General features: G+C 66.7%; 14 protein-coding genes. 10 read left to right on the top strand and 4 right to left on the bottom strand.

Translation table 11 applies throughout. The features are described 5' to 3' along the window. The first annotated feature begins 25 nt into the window (after positions 1-25). From glnA to WC729_RS24805, 5 genes are all read left to right on the top strand, one after another. Positions 26-1,438 carry a type I glutamate--ammonia ligase gene (glnA, locus tag WC729_RS24825; RefSeq protein ID WP_372857135.1) on the top strand — a complete coding sequence of 471 codons (1,413 nt, stop codon included), beginning with the start codon at positions 26-28 and terminating at the stop codon, positions 1,436-1,438. Between the two features lie 116 nt (positions 1,439-1,554). Then, on the top strand, positions 1,555-1,974 hold the full coding sequence (locus WC729_RS24820) for a hypothetical protein (RefSeq protein ID WP_372857134.1): 420 nt from the start codon (positions 1,555-1,557) through the stop codon (positions 1,972-1,974). Between the two features lie 70 nt (positions 1,975-2,044). Next, the gene (locus tag WC729_RS24815) at positions 2,045-2,377 is read left to right on the top strand and encodes a hypothetical protein (RefSeq protein WP_372857133.1); all 333 of its coding nucleotides are present in this window, start codon (positions 2,045-2,047) and stop codon (positions 2,375-2,377) included. Between the two features lie 66 nt (positions 2,378-2,443). Next, positions 2,444-4,312, top strand: coding sequence for an AsmA family protein (locus WC729_RS24810; protein ID WP_372857132.1), 1,869 nt, complete (start codon positions 2,444-2,446; stop codon positions 4,310-4,312). Positions 4,313-4,378: 66 nt separating this feature from the next. Further along, positions 4,379-6,166 (top strand): VWA domain-containing protein, encoded by a 1,788-nt coding sequence (locus tag WC729_RS24805; protein WP_372857131.1) that lies wholly within the window; start codon positions 4,379-4,381, stop codon positions 6,164-6,166. 25 nt (positions 6,167-6,191) lie between these two features. Here the strand turns inward: WC729_RS24805 and WC729_RS24800 are convergent, their stop codons facing one another. Next, complete coding sequence (locus WC729_RS24800; RefSeq protein ID WP_372857130.1) at positions 6,192-7,166, bottom strand: quinone oxidoreductase; 975 nt, start codon at positions 7,164-7,166, stop codon at positions 6,192-6,194. Between the two features lie 120 nt (positions 7,167-7,286). On the opposite strand from WC729_RS24800, the gene WC729_RS24795 reads away from it, so the two are divergent. Then, on the top strand, positions 7,287-8,708 hold the full coding sequence (locus tag WC729_RS24795) for an aldehyde dehydrogenase family protein (RefSeq protein WP_372857129.1): 1,422 nt from the start codon (positions 7,287-7,289) through the stop codon (positions 8,706-8,708). A 4-nt stretch (positions 8,709-8,712) separates the two neighbouring features. After that, positions 8,713-9,546: a RimK family alpha-L-glutamate ligase gene (locus tag WC729_RS24790; protein ID WP_372857128.1), complete on the top strand. Its 834-nt coding sequence runs from the start codon at positions 8,713-8,715 to the stop codon at positions 9,544-9,546. On the opposite strand, the gene WC729_RS24785 is transcribed toward WC729_RS24790, so the two are convergent. After that, positions 9,543-9,821 (bottom strand): helix-turn-helix domain-containing protein, encoded by a 279-nt coding sequence (locus WC729_RS24785; RefSeq protein ID WP_372857127.1) that lies wholly within the window; start codon positions 9,819-9,821, stop codon positions 9,543-9,545. The two genes, WC729_RS24790 and WC729_RS24785, sit on opposite strands and share 4 nt — an antisense overlap. Before the next feature lie 72 nt (positions 9,822-9,893). On the opposite strand from WC729_RS24785, the gene WC729_RS24780 reads away from it, so the two are divergent. The 3 genes from WC729_RS24780 (at position 9,894) to WC729_RS24770 (ending at position 10,988) form a co-directional block, all read left to right on the top strand. Beyond that, entirely contained in the window at positions 9,894-10,259 is a 366-nt protein-coding gene (locus WC729_RS24780) for a VOC family protein (protein WP_372857126.1), read from the top strand. A gap of 63 nt (positions 10,260-10,322) precedes the next feature. After that, positions 10,323-10,580 (top strand): antitoxin, encoded by a 258-nt coding sequence (locus tag WC729_RS24775; protein WP_372857125.1) that lies wholly within the window; start codon positions 10,323-10,325, stop codon positions 10,578-10,580. 3 nt (positions 10,581-10,583) lie between these two features. After that, entirely contained in the window at positions 10,584-10,988 is a 405-nt protein-coding gene (locus WC729_RS24770; protein ID WP_372857124.1) for a PIN domain-containing protein, read from the top strand. On the opposite strand, the gene WC729_RS24765 is transcribed toward WC729_RS24770, so the two are convergent. Next, a complete protein-coding gene (locus tag WC729_RS24765; protein ID WP_372857123.1) occupies positions 10,982-15,166 on the bottom strand; it encodes a translocation/assembly module TamB domain-containing protein in 4,185 nt (1,394 codons plus the stop codon). The genes WC729_RS24770 and WC729_RS24765 overlap by 7 nt on opposite strands. Further along, positions 15,163-17,178 (bottom strand): BamA/TamA family outer membrane protein, encoded by a 2,016-nt coding sequence (locus WC729_RS24760; RefSeq protein ID WP_372857122.1) that lies wholly within the window; start codon positions 17,176-17,178, stop codon positions 15,163-15,165. Before WC729_RS24760 ends, WC729_RS24765 begins: the two co-directional genes overlap by 4 nt. Positions 17,179-17,186 lie beyond the last annotated feature (8 nt).

Below are 17,186 nucleotides of genomic sequence, written 5' to 3'. Positions count from 1 at the left end.
ATTATTAGAAAGGGCATGGGGCACTATGGCGAATTCGGCGAACGACGTCCTGAAGATGATCAAGGACCAGGAGATCGAGTGGGTCGATCTGCGATTCACGGATCCGAAGGGCAAGTGGCAGCATCTGACGATGGTGTCCTCCGTCGTCGGCGAGGACGAACTGACCGATGGCTTCATGTTCGACGGATCGTCGATCGCGGGCTGGAAGGTCATCAACGAGTCCGACATGATCCTGAAGCCGGATCTGGACGCGGTGTGGACCGACCCGTTCTCGGCGACGCCGATGCTGATCCTGGTGTGCGACATCGTCGAGCCCTCGACCGGCGAGCTCTATGCCCGCGACCCGCGCTCGACCGCGAAGCGTTCGGAAGCCTATCTCAAGACCACCGGCATTGGCGACACGATCTATATCGGCCCGGAAGCCGAGTTCTTCATGTTCGACAATGTGCAGTTCGAGACGAGCTACGCGACGAGCTATTACAAGATCGACGATATCGAGTTGCCGACCAACACCGGCCGTGAATATGAGGGCGGCAACCTCGGCCATCGTCCCCGCGCCAAGGGCGGATATTTCCCCGTCGGCCCGGTCGACAGCGCCGTCGACATCCGCGGCGAGATGGTCTCGACCATGCTCGAAATGGGCCTGCCCTGCGACAAGCATCACCATGAAGTCGCCGCGGCCCAGCATGAGCTCGGCCTGACCTTCGGCACGCTGACGCTGACCGCCGACCGCATGCAGATCTACAAGTACGTCTGCCACCAGGTCGCGCAGGCTTATGGCAAGACCGTCACCTTCATGCCGAAGCCGATCAAGGAAGATAACGGATCGGGCATGCACACCCATCTTTCCATCTGGGAAGGCGGCAAGCCGCTGTTCGCGGGCAATGGCTATGCGGGCCTGAGCGACACCTGCCTGTATTTCATCGGCGGCATCATCAAGCATGCCAAGTCGCTGAATGCCTTCACCAACCCGTCGACCAACAGCTACAAGCGCCTGGTCCCGGGTTACGAAGCGCCGGTGCTGCTCGCGTATTCGGCGCGCAACCGCTCGGCATCGTGCCGCATCCCGTACGGCACGGGCGCCAAGGCGAAGCGCGTCGAAGTGCGCTTCCCCGACGCGATGGCCAATCCGTATCTCTGCTACGCAGCGTTGCTGATGGCGGGCCTCGACGGCATCCAGAACCGCATCCACCCGGGCGAAGCGATGGACAAGAACCTGTACGACCTGCCGCCGGCAGAGCTCGCCCAGGTCCCGACCGTCTGCGCGTCGTTGCGCGAGGCACTGGAGAATCTGGCCGCCGACAACGATTATCTGCTGAAGGGCGGCGTGTTCACCGCCGACCAGATCGAGTCCTATATCGAGCTGAAGATGGAAGACGTGGCGCGCTGGGAAATGACCCCGAGCCCGATCGAGTACGACATGTATTATTCCTACTGATCGAATTCGTTTCGAGAGGGAGGGCGTCCGGAGCGATCCGGGCGCCCTTTTCTTTTCATGGCTGTAGCTGGAAACCAGCCGGCGAACGTGCGAGCCTCCAGGCTGGAGGGCCGCCGATGAACCTGCTTCGCACCGCAATGCTGATCGTCACGGCCATGGCCCTGTCCGGGCAAAGTCCGCCCGCGCCCTATGCCGAAGGCCAGGTCTGGGAGTATCACAACCGGCCGCAGGACGCTGGATCGCTGTTGAAAATCCAGAAGATCGAGGCCTATGGCGACGGCAAAGTCTATCACCTCAGCATCACGGGCGTGCATTTCGGCAGGCCCGGCATGGCCGACATATTGCCGCATATTCCGGTCTCCGCCGTCACGCTCGACAAGAGCGTGACGCGCCTGTCCACGGCGAATCCCGACTTGTCGGCGACGGCTTTGCAGGAGGGTGTTGCCGAGTGGAAGAAAGCGAAGGGCGGCACCTTCACCATTCCTGTGTCGGAGATCGTCGATATCGTCGATACCCAGACCCGGCAGCTGCAATAACCGGGCGCGGAGACACATGCCGGCACGCAAGACCCGAAGGACATGGCTAGCATTGGCGGCTGGAGCGCTCGTGCTGATCGTCCTCGTCAACCTGGAAACCGTCGGACTGTCGGCAGCCATCGTGATGGCGGAACGGCGCCCGGCGCTGTTGCGCGACGCACGCTGGAACGACCCCATGTCAGCGCAGAAATTCCGGAGCAGGTTCGGGCGCGGCGCACCGGAAGCGGATCTGGTCACCTGGCTGCAGTCCAACGGCTTTTCCGTCGACCGGCCGCATGGCCAGGCGATCAGGACGATCGAGAGCCTGCCCTGCAACGAAGTCGCTCGCATAAAGTGGGTCCGGCGCGCGAACGGGACGATCGACGGTGCGTCCGCAATCCTGTCGGAGGCCGGTTGCCTGTGAGCGCTGGTTGCCGGCGCTCATGACATTGGCCGGAACGAATCCGCCTATCGGTTCGTCCTTCCCGCAATGACCATCCGCACCGTCCTCGCCGACCGGCGATTCCATCTCGCAGCCGGGGGCGTGGTTGCGCTGATCGTCCTCGCGCTGATCGTGCTCGCGATGATGCCATGGGGGATGTTCAAATCGACCATCGAATCGCGGCTGAGCGACCGTTTCGGCCGGCCGGTCACGATCGGATCGGTCGAGCGGCTCGACAGTTTCTCGCTGTCGCCGACCGTCGCGATCCGCCGGCTTCGCGTACCCCAGGCCGGCTGGGCCGGCACCGGCGATCTGATCAATGTCGACAGCGTCCGGCTGCGCTTTCCGGTGCTGCCGCTACTGTTCGGGCATTTCCGCCCCGGCACGATCGACGTGCGCGGGGCGCATCTGGTGCTGGTTCGCGACGCGCAGCGCCGCAAGAGCTGGAGCAAGCCCGACGACCCCGCGCAGGACGGCGGCGGCGGGGATTCGATCGCGCTGACCAGCCTGCGCATCGCGAACAGCAGCATCACCTATCGCGACGCCTTTCAGGAGCGCGCCTTCACCGCGAAGATCGCCGCCGATCCGCAGCAGGGCGTGACGCTGACCGGGACCGGCGTGGTGCGCGGCGAGCCGGTGACCATCGCGGCGCGCGGCCCGGCGGTCGAGGGTGCGGAAGGAAAGCCCTGGCCGTTCCGGGCGACGATCCACGGGGCGGCGCTCGACATGACGGTCATCGGCGCGATGGACGCCCCGCTCGACCCGGGCGGGCTGACCATGGATGTGACCGCCCGCGCCGACGACCTGAAGTTCGTCGATTCGATCATCGAGGCTGGCCTGTTCGGCACGCGGCCGGTCAAGCTCAAGGCCCATGCGCGGCGCGACGGCAATCTGTGGAAGGTGACCGGCATCACCGGTTTCATCGGAAGATCCGACATCGCGGGACGAGTCGCGGTGCGCAAGGTCAATGGGCGGACCAAGCTGGACGGCACCGTCCTTTCCAACCGGCTCGACTTCGACGATTTCGCCTCGCGCGCCGGGGCCGCGGCAGCCGCGGCCAAGCGCCAGGCGATCGGCCGGAGGCTGGTGCCCGATACCCGGATCAACATCCGGCGCATCACCCGCACTGACGGGACGATCGCCTTCACCGTCCGCCAGCTGATCAGCACCGCGCCCTCGTCGTTGCGCGCGATGCGCGGGACGATCTCGATCGACCACCAGCTCATGAGCGTCGCACCCTTCACGCTCGACCTGACCCGCGGCGCCATCACGGGGTCGATGCGCGTCGACCAGCGCGGCGGGCGCAACGAGCCGCTGGTGAGGATCGACCTGAAGCTTGCCGGCAGCAGCATCGGCACGCTGGCGGGCGGCGGCGGCGAAGTCGACGGGCGAGTCGATGGCAGGGTGAAGCTGACGGGCACCGGCAGCACGATCCGCGAGGTGGTCGGTGCGTCGGACGGCACGATCGGCCTGGTCGCGCGCGACGGGGTGCTGCCGGCGAAGATCGCCTCCTTTCTCGGGCTGGATCTTGGCCGCGGGCTGTTCACCGATGGCGATCAGGTTGCGACGCTGCGGTGCGCGATCGTGCGGCTTGCGGTCAGGCGCGGCGTCGGGACGGCCGATCCCTTCCTGATCGATACGACCCGCAGCCAGGCGAACGGCACCGGCACGATCGGTTTCCCCTCCGAGCAGATCGCGCTGCGCGTGAGCGGCGCGCCCAAGGAGAAGAGCGTGCTGCGCCTTCCGGGCACGCTGACGATCGGCGGATCGATCAAGACGCCCGACGTCGCGCTCGCCCCGGGGTCAAAATCGGTGGGCAACATCTTCAAGGCGATCGGGCAGTCGATCGCCGGCACCCAGGGGCCACGAGCAACGGACGCGGATTGCGCGGGGCTGGCGGCGCGGGCGCTGGGGTAATTTTTCGCTCTCCCGGACGGGGATCATCAATGATACTCTTCCGAAACATAATCCGGGAGAGATGCGATGAGACTGGCTTCGGTTCGCAATCTTGGTCTGGCCCTGGCGGCGTTCGCGCTGCCCCTGGCCGCCAGCGCTCAGGACGCTTCGCAGAACAAGGACGACGAGGATTATTCCGACGTCGTGGTGACGGGCATGAAGGTCCGGCAGGGCGGCGCGCAGGATATCAAGCATTTCCGGTCCGTCGCCGACGAGGTCGGCATGCCGCGGCCGGAATCGCTCACCGCCGAAGGGCTGATGGGTGAGCATGACCTGACCCTGCCGGTGTCGAAGGCCTGCGCCCAGCTCTTCTGCCTGGTCAGCGAAGCGATGCCGGCCGCCCTGCCCGGCCGCGACGACCGGTTGTTCGTCGGGCTGGGTTTCGCGTCGAACATCGACGAGGCCAAATGGCGTCGGGCGCCGGTCGACCTGATCGCGGTGATCGACAAATCCGGTTCGATGAGCGGCGAGCCGCTGGCCCTGGTCCGCGCCAGCCTGCGCCAGATCGTCGAGCAGATGCGAAACGGCGACCGGCTCGGCATTGTGCTCTATGGCGACACGGCTGCCGTCTATCTCCAGCCGACCGACTATGCCGGCAATCGCGAGGCCCTGCTCAAGGCGATCGACTCGATCGAAAGCGCCGGTTCCACCTACATGGAAGCCGGGCTTAAGGTCGGATACGGCGCCGCCTTTGCCGAGGCGCTGCGTTTCAGCGGCAATACGCGCATGATGCTGTTCACTGACGAACAGCCCAATGTCGGCCGCACCGATGCCGAGAGCTTCATGACGATGGCAAGCGACGCGTCGAAGCGCGGGATCGGCCTGACCACGATCGGCGTCGGCGTACAGTTCGATGCCTCGCTTGCGACCAAGGTGTCGAGCGTGCGCGGCGGCAATCTGTTCTTCATTGCCAACGACGCCGATGTGAAGACGACCTTCGAAGGCCAGTTCGACACGATGGTCAGCGAGCTTGCGCACGACCTGCAGATGACGATGAAGCCCGCGCCCGGATATCGCATCTCCGGCGTATTCGGCGTTCCCGACGGGGTGATGGAACAGGCGCCCGAAGGTGCGATCACCATCACCGTGCCGACGGTGTTCCTGAGCACAAATGGCGGCGGCATCTTTGCGACTCTGGCCAAATCGGAGGCCCGGGCCGACCTGCCCGAGGCTCCGCTAGCGCAGGGCGCGCCACTGATGGAGGTCTCGCTCGGCTATCATATGGCGGCCAATGGTGCGATTGGCAGCGACCGGATCGCGATCGCCGTGCCCGGCACCACGCCAAGTGCACCGCTGCGCCAGGCGCATCTGCTGATCGACGAATATCTCGCGATGCGCGCAGCGACGATCGCCTTCCACCGCGACAACAATCCCAAAAGGGCCTTTGCCCTGCTCGACGGCCTGTCCACCCGGCTGCGCGATTCCGGCCTGCCGGGCATGGCGGTAGAGGAGAAGCTGGCCGGCGACATGCGCAGCCGGGCAGCGTTCTATGCCGGTTATGCCGGCGAACTGCCCAAGACGCTCAAGCATCTCGCGGTGGTCGGCAATTGGGAGATCGTCCAGGCCAACGGCTTCGAGGATCTCCATCGCGGCGACCGGCTGTCCTTCACCGGCGACCGCGAAATGCTGACCTATCGCAAGAAGACGGGCTTTACCGAAGCGGACGAGACCGAGGGTTACGAAATCAACGAGCGCGATATCCATCTCGTGAATTCGCGACTCGTGATGCGCTATGACGCGAAGGCCGACAGGATGGTGATGTCGATCCGCGACGACACCGGCGACGCGCGGCTGGCGCTGCGGCGGCTGGACTGAGGGGCCTCCTCCACCCGATTCGTAGTTAGGGAAGCAGCACCGTCGCTCCAAGCGTCTCGCCGGCTTCGAGCGCGCGGTGCGCGTCGGCGGCGTCTTCCAGCGCGAAGGTCTGGCCGATCTCGGGCACGATCGCGCCCTTGGCGAGCATCTCGAACAGACGGTCGACGCCGGCCTGTCGCTCCTCGGGCGTGACATAATAATCGAACAGGGTCGGGCGGCTGACGAACAGGGAGCCTTTGGCGGACAATATACCCAGCGCCACACCATCGATCGCGCCGCTGGCATTGCCGTAGCTGACGATCAGCCCACGCCGTGCCGCCGAATCGAGCGAAACCGGCCAGGTCGCCTTGCCGACGCCGTCGAGGATCACCGGCACGCCCTTGCCCCCGGTCAGCGCGCGGACTTCCTGAGCGACATCGACCTGTTTGTGGATCAGCACATGATCGGCGCCGGCGGCCCTGGCCTGGGCTGCCTTGTCCTCGGTGCCGACGGTGCCGATCACGGTCGCGCCGATATGTTTGAGCCAGCCGACCAGGATATGGCCGACGCCGCCCGCCGCGGCATGGACCAGCACGGTCTGGCCCGCCTGCACCTTCGCACAGCGCTCGACCAGGAACTCGGCGGTGCAGCCCTTGAGCAGCAAGGCCGCCGCGGTGCGATCGTCCACTGCATCGGGGATCTTCAGCATCTGCGCGGCCGGCAGGTTGCGCTCGGTCGCATAGGCGCCGCGCACCGGACCGAAGGTGCCGACCCGGTCGCCCACCGCGAGCGTCGTCACGCCCTCGCCCAGTGCCTCGACCACGCCGACCGATTCGCTGCCCAGACCGCTCGGCAACGGCGACGGATAGAGGCCGGTGCGGAAATAGACGTCGATATAGTTGAGCCCGACTGCCGTGGTGCGGACGCGGACTTCGCCCGGGCCGGGATCGGGCAGGTCGACATCTCCCCATTGGATAACCTCGGGGCCACCGGTCTGCTCGATCCGTGCAACGCGCGCCATATGTCGGTCTCCTGATGCGGTGACGTGCACATAGTCATCGCGTTTCAGGTTGCAACGTTTCGCGTTGCCCGCCATCTAGGCGGCAACACCGTACCGCGAATTCAAAAATCGGAGGCGAGGATGAAGAGCTACCTCAAGCAGTATATCGACGGCGCCTGGGTCGAGAGCGAGGGCAAGCGCCATGAGGTGATCGATCCCGCGACCGAGCAGCCCTGCACCGAGATCACGCTCGGCACCAGCGCTGATGTCGACAAGGCCGTCGCCGCCGCACGGCGTGCGTTCGAGAGCTATTCGCAGACGACAGTCGAGGAACGCGCCGCGCTGCTCGGCCGGATCATTGAGGAGTACAAGGCGCGCATCCCCGATCTCGCCGCCGCGATCAGCCAGGAAATGGGCGCGCCGATCGGCTTCGCCACCGCCGCGCAGGCGCCGGCGGGGCTCGGGCATTTCATGTCGACCCTGAAGGCGCTCAACGCCTTCCAGTTCGAGGAGCGGATCGGCCGCGCGCGCGTGGTGCATGAGCCGCTGGGCGTCGTCGCGATGATCACGCCGTGGAACTGGCCGCTCAACCAGATCTGCGCGAAGGTCGCCCCCGCGCTCGCCGCGGGCGACACGATGGTGCTGAAGCCGAGCGAGGAATCGCCGGCGTGCGCGATGATCCTGGCCGAAGTACTGGAAAAGGCCGGCGTGCCTGCGGGCGTGTTCAACCTGGTCAATGGCGACGGACCGGGCGTGGGCGCGGCGCTGTCGAGCCACAAGGATGTCGACATGGTGAGCTTCACCGGATCTACGCGGGCGGGCATTGCGGTGGCGCAGGCCGCTGCCGCGACCGTCAAGCGAGTCCATCAGGAGCTGGGCGGCAAGGCGCCGAACCTGGTGCTGGAGGGCGCCGATCTCGCCGCGGTGCTGCCGCCGACGGTGTCGGGCGTGCTGGCCAATTCCGGGCAGAGCTGCATCGCGCCGACGCGGTTGCTGGTCCATGCCTCGCAGGTCGAGGGTGCGACCCAGATCGTGAAGACGATGATGGAGGCGACCCAGGTCGGCGACCCGTCGGTGATGGGCGCGCATATCGGCCCGGTGGTGAACAAGGCGCAATATGAGAAGATCCAGGGGCTGATCCAGTCGGCGATCGACGAGGGCGCGACGCTCGTCACCGGCGGCACCGGGCGGCCCGACGGGCGCAATGCCGGCTATTTCATCAAGCCGACCCTGTTCACCGGTGTGACCCCCGACATGCGCATCGCGCAGGAGGAGACGTTTGGGCCGGTGGCGACGATCACGTCGTACGACACGCAGGACGAGGCGATCCGTATCGCCAACGACACGCCCTACGGCCTGTCCGCGACGATCTCGGGCGATCCCGCCGCGGCAGCCAAGGTCGCACCGCGGATGCGCGCCGGGCTGGTCACGATCAACAGCTGGGCGCCCGATGGCGGCGGCCCGTTCGGCGGCTACAAGCAGTCGGGCAATGGCCGCGAGGGCGGCAAATACGGCCTGACCGACTTCATGGAGGTGAAGACGGTCGTGGGCGAGCCTGCCTGACGCAATGCGCTCGATCGATGTGCTGATGCCGACCGCCGCCAGCGACTATGGCGCGGTGGCGGCGGAGATTCTCGACCAGTATCGCGATGCGTTTACGGCACGCGGAATGGCGCTCGCCACCCGGCCCTGGGATCAGGGACCGGGGGACGGCGGCGCCACGCTCGCGCTGTTCTCCTGGGGCTATCATCTCGATGTCGCACGCTGGGAGGCGATGCTCGTTGCCTGGCCGGCGGAACGGTTGCTGCTCAACGGCCCGGCGCTGCTCGCCTGGAACACGCGGAAGACCTATCTGCTTGAGCTCGAGGCGGCGGGCATCCCGATCGTACCGAGCTGGTTCGGCCATGCCGATGACGACAGCGTCGCGGCAGCGTTCGAGCGGTTCGGTGCCGGGGAACTGGTGGTGAAACCGCAGGTATCGGGCGGCAGCTTCCGCACGGTGCGCGTCAAGCCGGGCGATGCGATCGAGCCGCTCGACGACGCGATCATCCAGCCGTTCGTGCCGGCCGTTTCGGGCGAAGGCGAGCTCTCCTTCCTGTTCATCGGCGGCGTCTTCAGTCACGCGGTGCGCAAGGTGGCGAAACAGGGCGATTTCCGCATCCAGCCACAATTCGGCGGGCAGTTCAGCCGGTTCGCGCCCGAAGCGTCGCAGCTGGCGCTGGCTGAGACGGTGATTGCCGCGCTGCCCGAAGCGCCGCTTTATGCCCGAGTCGACCTGTTGCGGCTTGCGGACGACAGTCTGGCGTTGATGGAGCTGGAGGCGATCGAGCCTGACCTTTATCCGCATATGGCGCCGGAATTACCAGGCCGCCTGGCGGACGCCGTGGCAGCGCGGCTCTAACGCCGCCACGGGCGAAGCGGGCGGTAGATCGCTGCCTCATTCTCCGCGCGGCGCACCACCTCGATCAGGCGGCGGCGTTCGAGATGCGCGACCGCCGCCTGGCAGGAACGGCGCGACAGGCCGGTGCGCTCGGCGATGGTCGCATAGCTCAGCGCCTCTGCCCCGCTCGCCTCGATCAGCAGATAGACGAGGAAGGCCGATGGCCGGCGATCATGGCCGACCAGATCACCCATCAGGGTGCCGATCACATAAGGGTCAAGCGATATGGCATTCATTGCCATAGCAATGCCTGCACCCCTCCCCGCCTGCAAGCCCCATGGTTAGGCTCGCGCACAAAGGAGACGGCGATGATCAAGATGGTGAAGTTCGTGGGCATCCCCACTTCGGACCAGGACCGTGCGCTCGATTTCTGGACGACGAAGATGGGCTTCCGCGTGGTGACCGACCAGCCGATGGGCGAGACCCAGCGCTGGATCGAGCTGGGCATTCCGGGCGCGGAGACCAGCGTGGTGCTGTTCACGCCCGACGGGCATCAGGACAGGATCGGCAGCTTCTTCAATGGCTCCTTCGCCTGCGACGATGTCGACTACAGCTATCGCCAGTTGAGCGAGCGCGGGGTCGAGTTCGACGGTCCGCCGGAGAAGCAGCCCTGGGGGACCTTCGCGCGGTTTCGCGACCCCGACGGGAACCAGTTCATCATGTCGAGCCGGTAGATTGGGAGTCGGTTGCGAGGGCACCGCCAACCTTGTATATACGTGTATAGACAGGAGTTGGCGATGGGCGTGGTCCGAACCAAGATCTTCAAGAGCGGCAATAGTGTCGCGGTGCGCTTGCCGGCCGAATTTGGTTTTGAGGCAGGCTTGTCCGTTACGGTGGAACGCGACGGCACTGGAGTGAAGGTCCAGCCGATGATCGACCCTGTCGAAGAGAAGCGCAAGGTCGCGGATCTGGTCGCAAAACTCCGCGCGCTCGGTCCGGTCGGTGAAATCCAGGTTCGCGAGCCGATTGAATTCCCTGACCGGCCCGGCCTGTAAGCGTTGCCTGCCCTGATCGATACCAACATCGCAATCCATTTGCGCGATGGCGATTCGACTATCATCGGGCGGTACGAAATGCTGGCGTCTCCGCCATCGATTTCCATCCTGACGCAAATAGAACTTGAAGGTGGCGTGTACGCCGTTCCGGAGTTGACGGCGAAGCGTCGAGAAACAGCCGATGCGTTGCTATCGGCGCTTCAGATCCATGATTTCACGGCCAGCATGGCATCAGTCTATCGTGACATCCTTGCCGTTCGCGGCTATTCACGACGCCGCGTAACCGATCGCATGATCGCGGCCACCGCCATCGTTCACGGCCTGACGCTGATCACCATCAACGGCGACGATTTCCGAGACATTCCAGGCCTCGACCTCGAAATCTGGCCAAACCCTACGCCTCAATAATCCTTCGACACCCTGAGGTTCGCGCTCTGGCGGCCCAGGGTGGAGATGCTCGACAGGATCGACAGCCAGCGGGTGACCTGGAACTCGACCTGAGTCGCCGAATAGCCCTGACCGTCCGTGATGATCTCGGCGAACAGGCGGCGGGTGATGTATTTGCCCGCGGCGACCGAAGTGCCGGCGCCGGTCTGCGGATCGGCGGGGAGGATGCGCAGCCGGTCGAGGCCGGCCGCACGGCGGACGGCGTTGATCGGGTTTAGCCCGCCGCTGCCGTCGCGCAGCGCCGCAACCGCCGCCGCAAGCTGCAATGCCTCGGGGGCCGACAAGTTGGTGATCGAAGTGCCGAACAGCAGCCGGGAGAGCAGCTCGTCCTCGGGCAGCGCCGGCGTGCTGGTGAAGCTGATTTCCGGTTTCTGAGCATAGCCGGTCACCCGGATCGTCGCGCTCAGCCCGGTCGAATCCGCATTGGCGGCGATGTCGAGCGACGGGTTGGCCGGCACCTCGCCGACGAACAGGATGCGTCCGCGCTCCAGCTCGAACTGGCGGCCGGCGAATTCATAATCGCCGCGGACCAGATCGGCGCGTCCGGTAATCGCGGGATTGTCAGGCGCGCCGCCGATCTGGAGGTTTGCCGACCATTCGCTGTTCAGCCCCAGGCCGCTGACGATCAGCTGGTCGGGCGCCCGTGCCTTGATCGCCAGCCGCCACGGCTTGCGCGGCACGTCATCCTCCTCGCCGCCGCCGGGCAGGTTGATCTCGCGGATGTTGAGTTGCGGCACCGCGCTCGCTGCGGTGGCCTGGCCGAGACGGTAGCGGCTCTTGTTGAGCAGCAGGTCGCCGCCGATCACCCCGCCCTGCCCGTCCGACTTGATCGTCAGCGGCCCGGTGACGGTCGCGCCGATATCGTCGCGGTTGATCATCACCGCATTGTCGGCGCGGATCGCGAGGTCGATGCCGAAACCGTTGGCCGCCGCCAGATCGAAGGTGCCAGTGCCGGTGACTCGCCCGCCCTTGCCCGCGTCCGCCGCGAACCTGTCGATCACCAGCCGCGATCCGCCGAAGCGCCCGGTGGCCTGGACGTTGGTGAGCAGGGTGCCGGTCACGCCGCTTTCGATCCGGGCGTTCTTCGCCTCGACGATACCGCGGATCTGCGGATCGTTGACCTTGCCGCCGAGATCGGCGCCGATCGCGACCGGGCCGGTCAGATCGAACAGCTCCATGCCGGTGAGCCGCCACAGGGTATCGGCCGGGCCGTCATAACGAAGCTGCGCGAACAGCCCGGCATTGGCGAACTGCGTCGGCAGATCGCCCGAGCCCGACAGAGTGAGCTGCGCCTGAGCGCGGCCGACCGTCTTGCCGCCGCTCTTCGCCACCGCGCGCGCGGCGGCCTTGCCCGGCTGAAGGATGCCGGCAATGCCGACATCGACCGGCTGCGACGACAGGATCAGCCCGGACCGGGTGAGACCGCGCACCGTCATGTCGACCCGGCCGGTCGGCGCGGTGCCGTGCCCTTGCGTGAAGGACAGCTTGCCCGAGGCAGTGCCGCCCAGCCCAAGCCCGGGATAGCCGATATCGAGGATCGACAGCGGCATGCGCGACAGGGCCGCATCGACCGAGCTCGAGGCGCCGGTGAAGCGGCCGGCGACCTCGGCCTCGCCGCCCGCGAAGCTCAACTTGGCAGGGGCGAGCCGCCAGCCATCGCCCTCACGGGTGAACACCGCCGGTGTGACCAGCTTGATCGGACGGCGATCCAGCGTGCCCTGCGCCGACAGGGCGAAGCTGTCGGGCGTCACCTCAGTGACCGTCTGGATATCGAAGGCCCGCCCGCGCGAGCCGGCGATCGAGGCGCGAATCTGGCCGCGCCCGCCGCGGAGCGAGATATTGGCCGCGAACCGCCCGAGCGACAGCGTGCCGCGGCGGAGCCCCGAACCGGTCGCCGTCGCCTCGATCGACGTGCCCGCGGGATCGAGCAACATGACCGCGTCGATCCGCCCGCGGCGCAAGGTGATGTTGTTGGCCAATTTTGCTGCGGTGATATCGATATGCGCCTCGATCCGCTGGATCGTGCCGACCGGCCGGAACAGCAGTTCGCCCGACAGCCCCCCGCCCGCAATGGCCAGCCGCCCGTCGAACCCGCCATCGACGATCGCCAGGGTGCCGGTCGCCTTGCTGCCGCTGACATTCAACTCGTCGATCTGGATCGAGCCGCCGCCGCCCGGCGGCAACAGGATCTCGCCCTTGCCGTCGAACGGGCCGAGCCGCGATCCACCCCGAGCGGTGAAGGCGAAGCCGCGCGCGGTGGGGTCGAGATGGGCGACGACGTTACTCAGCCCCATCGAGTCATTGGGTCGCTCGAACACCAGATCGAGCGTTGGCCGTTCGATCTTGCCGTCGAGCTTCAGGGTCAGCGGGCCATAGGTCGCCTGAGTCCCGCGCCCCTCGAAATGGAAGGTACCGTCGCGCCGGCGAATGCCGTTGCCGGCCAGCCGTAGCGAGGGCGAGGTCAGCACCAGATTGTTGAGGTGGAGGATGCCGTCGGGCGTACGCTCGAGCCCGGTGACGATCTTCGGCAGGCCGCCGGTGAGCGAGCGGAAGAACGCATTGTCCAACCGGACCATCTGCGCCGTGCCGGTGCCGATCACCCTGGTGCCGTGGCCGCCGGGGCCCGGCACCACGCGCAAGGTGGATTTGACGTCGACGATGCCGAGACCGGGGATGAGATAGCGCCCGAGCACGCCGTTGATGCCGATCTCGAACTTGCCGGTCGCCAGGTCGAGGATCAGGTTGATCCGCCCGGTCAGCTTGTCCGACTTCACGCGGAGATCGTCGCCGGTGACGAACTTGCTGGTGACGCGCAGCACGCCTTCGAGGCTGAGATTGCGCAGGATTCCGCCAGCCACGTCACCGACGCCGGTCACCCGCGCCGCGGTGAAGCGGATCGGCACCCTGATCGGCTGTTTCGAGAAATTGCCCGCCCCACCGGCACGCGCGACCTCGAACCCGGTCTGGTCGAAAGCGAAGCGGTCGGCGGTCAGGCGGTAATCGAAATGCGCGGTGGCGAAGACACCGTCGAGGATCGCGCGCAGTTCGACCCCGCGCCCGCTCATATTGGGGAACAGCGCCTTGGGCTGGAGCAGCCGGGCATGGATCCGCAGATTGCGATAGGCGCCCTGCCCCAGATCGACCGTGCCAACCGTGTCGACCACCATTGCCGCCGAGCGGAGGTTGAGCGAGCCCTCCAGCCGCCGGTCGGCGAGGGTTGCCGCACCGTCGACGATCACGCGCGGTGTCGTCAGCCGCTGCAGCTTGCCTTTGGAGAGCGGTGCCGGGTTGACGTTGCCGGTCAGCGCGTACGTGCCCGAACGATTGGTCAGCGCGAGATCGATCAGCCGGACATCGCCGATATCAGCGCGTGCCATGCCTTTCCAGGCCGCCCAGGTGCCATCGCCCGATATGTCGAGCGCGATCGGACGCGCGAAACCGGCGAGCTTCGCCAGCACGCCGGTGGCGCTGCCCCGGGCATGGATATCCGCGTCGAACTTGTTGCGATCGGGCTCGGCATCAAGCTTCAGGGTCAGCGTGTCGCTGCCTTCGACCACCGCATTCAGATCGACCAGCGCACGGCCAGCATGAATCTCCGCTCGCCCGGCCAGCCGCCCGGTCCGCGCCACCCCGGTGATCTTCGGCGAGACCGCGAGCCGGTCGACGCGCAACTCGCCGATACGGATATCGAAGGCGGGCAGCAGCGGCCCGGCCTTGCCGGTGCGGATCGTCTGGGGAAGCTTGGCCAATGTGGCGCGCGGGATGACCAGGCTGCGGATGTGCAAGCGATTGTCGAGCCAGGCGAACGGCACCCAGCTGAGCTCGGCGCGCGGTGCGTAGAAGATCAGCCCCTTGGGATCGGAGATGCGGACGTCGATCAGCCGCGCCTTCGAGAAGAGCGAACCTTCGATCCGCCCCACGCTGTAGCGCAGTCCGTTGGAGGGCCTCAGTGCCGCAATCCTGTCTGCTACCCAGCGATGGCCGATGGCGGTATCGAGCACCGCCAGGCCGACCACCAGCAGCGCGACCAGGCCCAGCAGGCCGCCGACCAGCCAGCGCCACCAGCGGCGGCGCGACTTGACGGCAGCCGGAGGCGAACCCGCCTCCGCAGCGGGGGGAAGCGCCGCCTCCTCGGTCAAAAGGCCTGTCCCAGCGAAACATAGACCGCGACGCGAGAATCCCCGCGCTGCGGGTTGATCGGCGTGCCGACATCGATGCGGATCGGCCCGAAGCTGGAATAATAGCGCACGCCGATGCCGGTGCCGAAGCGGAACTGCGTGAATTTGGGCAGCGGCGACGTGTAGATATTGCCGCCGTCGAGGAACGGCACCACGCCGAAATTGCCGAACGCCTTCACTCGCGCCTCGATCGAGAATTCGGTCAGGCTGCGCCCGCCGATCGGATCGTTGTTCGGATCGCGCGGGCCGATGCTCTGATAGCCATAGCCACGCACCGAGGCACCGCCGCCGGCATAGAAGCGCCGCGACGGCGCAATCGCGTCACGCGGCGCGCCGGCGATCGTGCCCAGCCGCACGCGCCCCGCCATCACGATCCGGTCGCTGACCGACTGATAGGCACTCGCGTCGACCTGCACCCGGGCATAGCCGAAGGCCTGCCCCTCCAGCGAGATCTCTGGCGACAGCCGCCCGCCAAGCCGGAAGCCCTTGGTCGGATTGAGCAAATCGTCCGATCCGTCATAGGTCAAGGTCGTGGGCAATGCGCCGATGAAGAAGGTACGGCGGCGCGGCGCGCCGGTCGACAGGATCACGTCGCGCTCGTCCGACGCGGCCAGCTCGGCGCCGAGCGACCAGGTCCATTTCTTCTGGAAGAAGATGTTGGTCTGCTTCTCGAGGCTGCCCGAGACCGAGAAGGTCCTCGCCTGATAGGCGTCGCGCGTCAGGTTGGAGGCGACGATCTGGCCAGTCAGCACCCGGTCGCGCGCGTGGAAATTGTTGCGCCGGAACACCACGCTGGCGAGCTGCTCCTTGGTGCCGAGCACGCCGCGCAGGGTCAGCGCACCCTCGGGCGGGAACAGGTTGCGGTGAGTCCAGCTCACCTCGGCGCGCGCCCCTTCGCCGGTGCCATAGCCGATCTCGCCGGCGATGGTGTGCGGCGGGGCGGGCGCGAGTCCGATGTCGATGTCCACGACATTGGGGTCGGCGGTCTGCACCGGCTTGATGTCGACGGTCGAGACTAGGCTGGTCTGGATCAGCGCCCGGCGCAAATCGTCCAGCGCCGCGGCATTATAAGGCTCGCCCGGCCTGAAGCGGGCGATCTCCAGAATGTGCTTCGCATCGAACACCTTGTTGTCGGCCGCCGTGGTGACCGTGCCGAAGCGCTTCTCGCCGCCCGGCTCGACCGTCATCGCGAGCGTCGCGGTGTGAGTCGCATGATCGACGACGATCTCGGGCTCGCCCACCTCGGCAAAAGGAAAGCCCTGCTGGCCGATGGTGGTGCGCAGCTGCGCTTCGCCCGCGGCGATCCGGTCGGCGTTGACGACGTCGTCGGCCTTCACGCCAAAGGCCTCGCGCAGCCCCGGTTCCTTGTCGCCCGCGGCACCTACCCCGGCAAGCGTGACGCCCTCGAACTTGTAGATCACGCCCGGTTCGGCATCGAGCACCACCACCGGGCGCCCGGCGGCCTGCTCGATCCGGGTGGAGACGCGCGCGTCATAATAGCCCTCGGCGCGGAGCAGCCCGACCAGCAAGGTCGAATCCTCGCGCGCGCGCCGGTCGAGCTGTGCGGCATTGGCCGGATCGCCCTCATGCGCCTTCAGGGTGGAGAGGCCGAGGAAACGCTGGTGGAGCAACGGGCTGGTCACCGCGCCCATGCCGTCGATGCGGTAGCTGTAGCGCGATTCTCCGGTCATCTCCGCCTGCGCGGCGGGATCGGCCGGATCGACGGGCTCGGGTGGGGCCGCGTCGAGATCGGGCCAGTCGACGCCCAGGCCGGGCATCGGCGCGAGCGGCGATTGCGGATCGAGCCCGGAAGATTGCGGTGATGTGGATTGCGGCGGCACGGATTGCGGGCGCGCGCTTTGGGGAGCGGTCGCCGCCCCGCTGTCCTGCGCATGAACGCAAGGCGCGGTGCAGACAAAAAGACCTGCGGCGGCACACAACACCGTGCCACGCGCCCCGACGGGTAACCACATCCGCCTGT

Origin of the sequence: Sphingomonas sp., assembly GCF_041661825.1 — a bacterium.
Classification (GTDB): Bacteria; Pseudomonadota; Alphaproteobacteria; order Sphingomonadales; family Sphingomonadaceae; genus Sphingomonas.
This window is presented reverse-complemented; position numbering and strand designations above follow the sequence as displayed.

Excerpts from the sequence above, each read along its gene's own strand:
- WC729_RS24785 (WP_372857127.1), bottom strand. The coding sequence starts at position 9,821 with ATGAATGCCATATCGCTTGACCCTTATGTGATCGGCACCCTGATGGGT.
- WC729_RS24820 (WP_372857134.1), top strand. The coding sequence starts at position 1,555 with ATGAACCTGCTTCGCACCGCAATGCTGATCGTCACGGCCATGGCCCTG.
- WC729_RS24775 (WP_372857125.1), top strand. The coding sequence starts at position 10,323 with ATGGGCGTGGTCCGAACCAAGATCTTCAAGAGCGGCAATAGTGTCGCG.
- WC729_RS24795 (WP_372857129.1), top strand. The coding sequence starts at position 7,287 with ATGAAGAGCTACCTCAAGCAGTATATCGACGGCGCCTGGGTCGAGAGC.
- WC729_RS24780 (WP_372857126.1), top strand. The coding sequence starts at position 9,894 with ATGATCAAGATGGTGAAGTTCGTGGGCATCCCCACTTCGGACCAGGAC.
- glnA (WP_372857135.1), top strand. The coding sequence starts at position 26 with ATGGCGAATTCGGCGAACGACGTCCTGAAGATGATCAAGGACCAGGAG.
- WC729_RS24810 (WP_372857132.1), top strand. The coding sequence starts at position 2,444 with ATGACCATCCGCACCGTCCTCGCCGACCGGCGATTCCATCTCGCAGCC.
- WC729_RS24790 (WP_372857128.1), top strand. The coding sequence starts at position 8,713 with ATGCGCTCGATCGATGTGCTGATGCCGACCGCCGCCAGCGACTATGGC.
- WC729_RS24800 (WP_372857130.1), bottom strand. The coding sequence starts at position 7,166 with ATGGCGCGCGTTGCACGGATCGAGCAGACCGGTGGCCCCGAGGTTATC.
- WC729_RS24760 (WP_372857122.1), bottom strand. The coding sequence starts at position 17,178 with ATGTGGTTACCCGTCGGGGCGCGTGGCACGGTGTTGTGTGCCGCCGCA.
- WC729_RS24805 (WP_372857131.1), top strand. The coding sequence starts at position 4,379 with ATGAGACTGGCTTCGGTTCGCAATCTTGGTCTGGCCCTGGCGGCGTTC.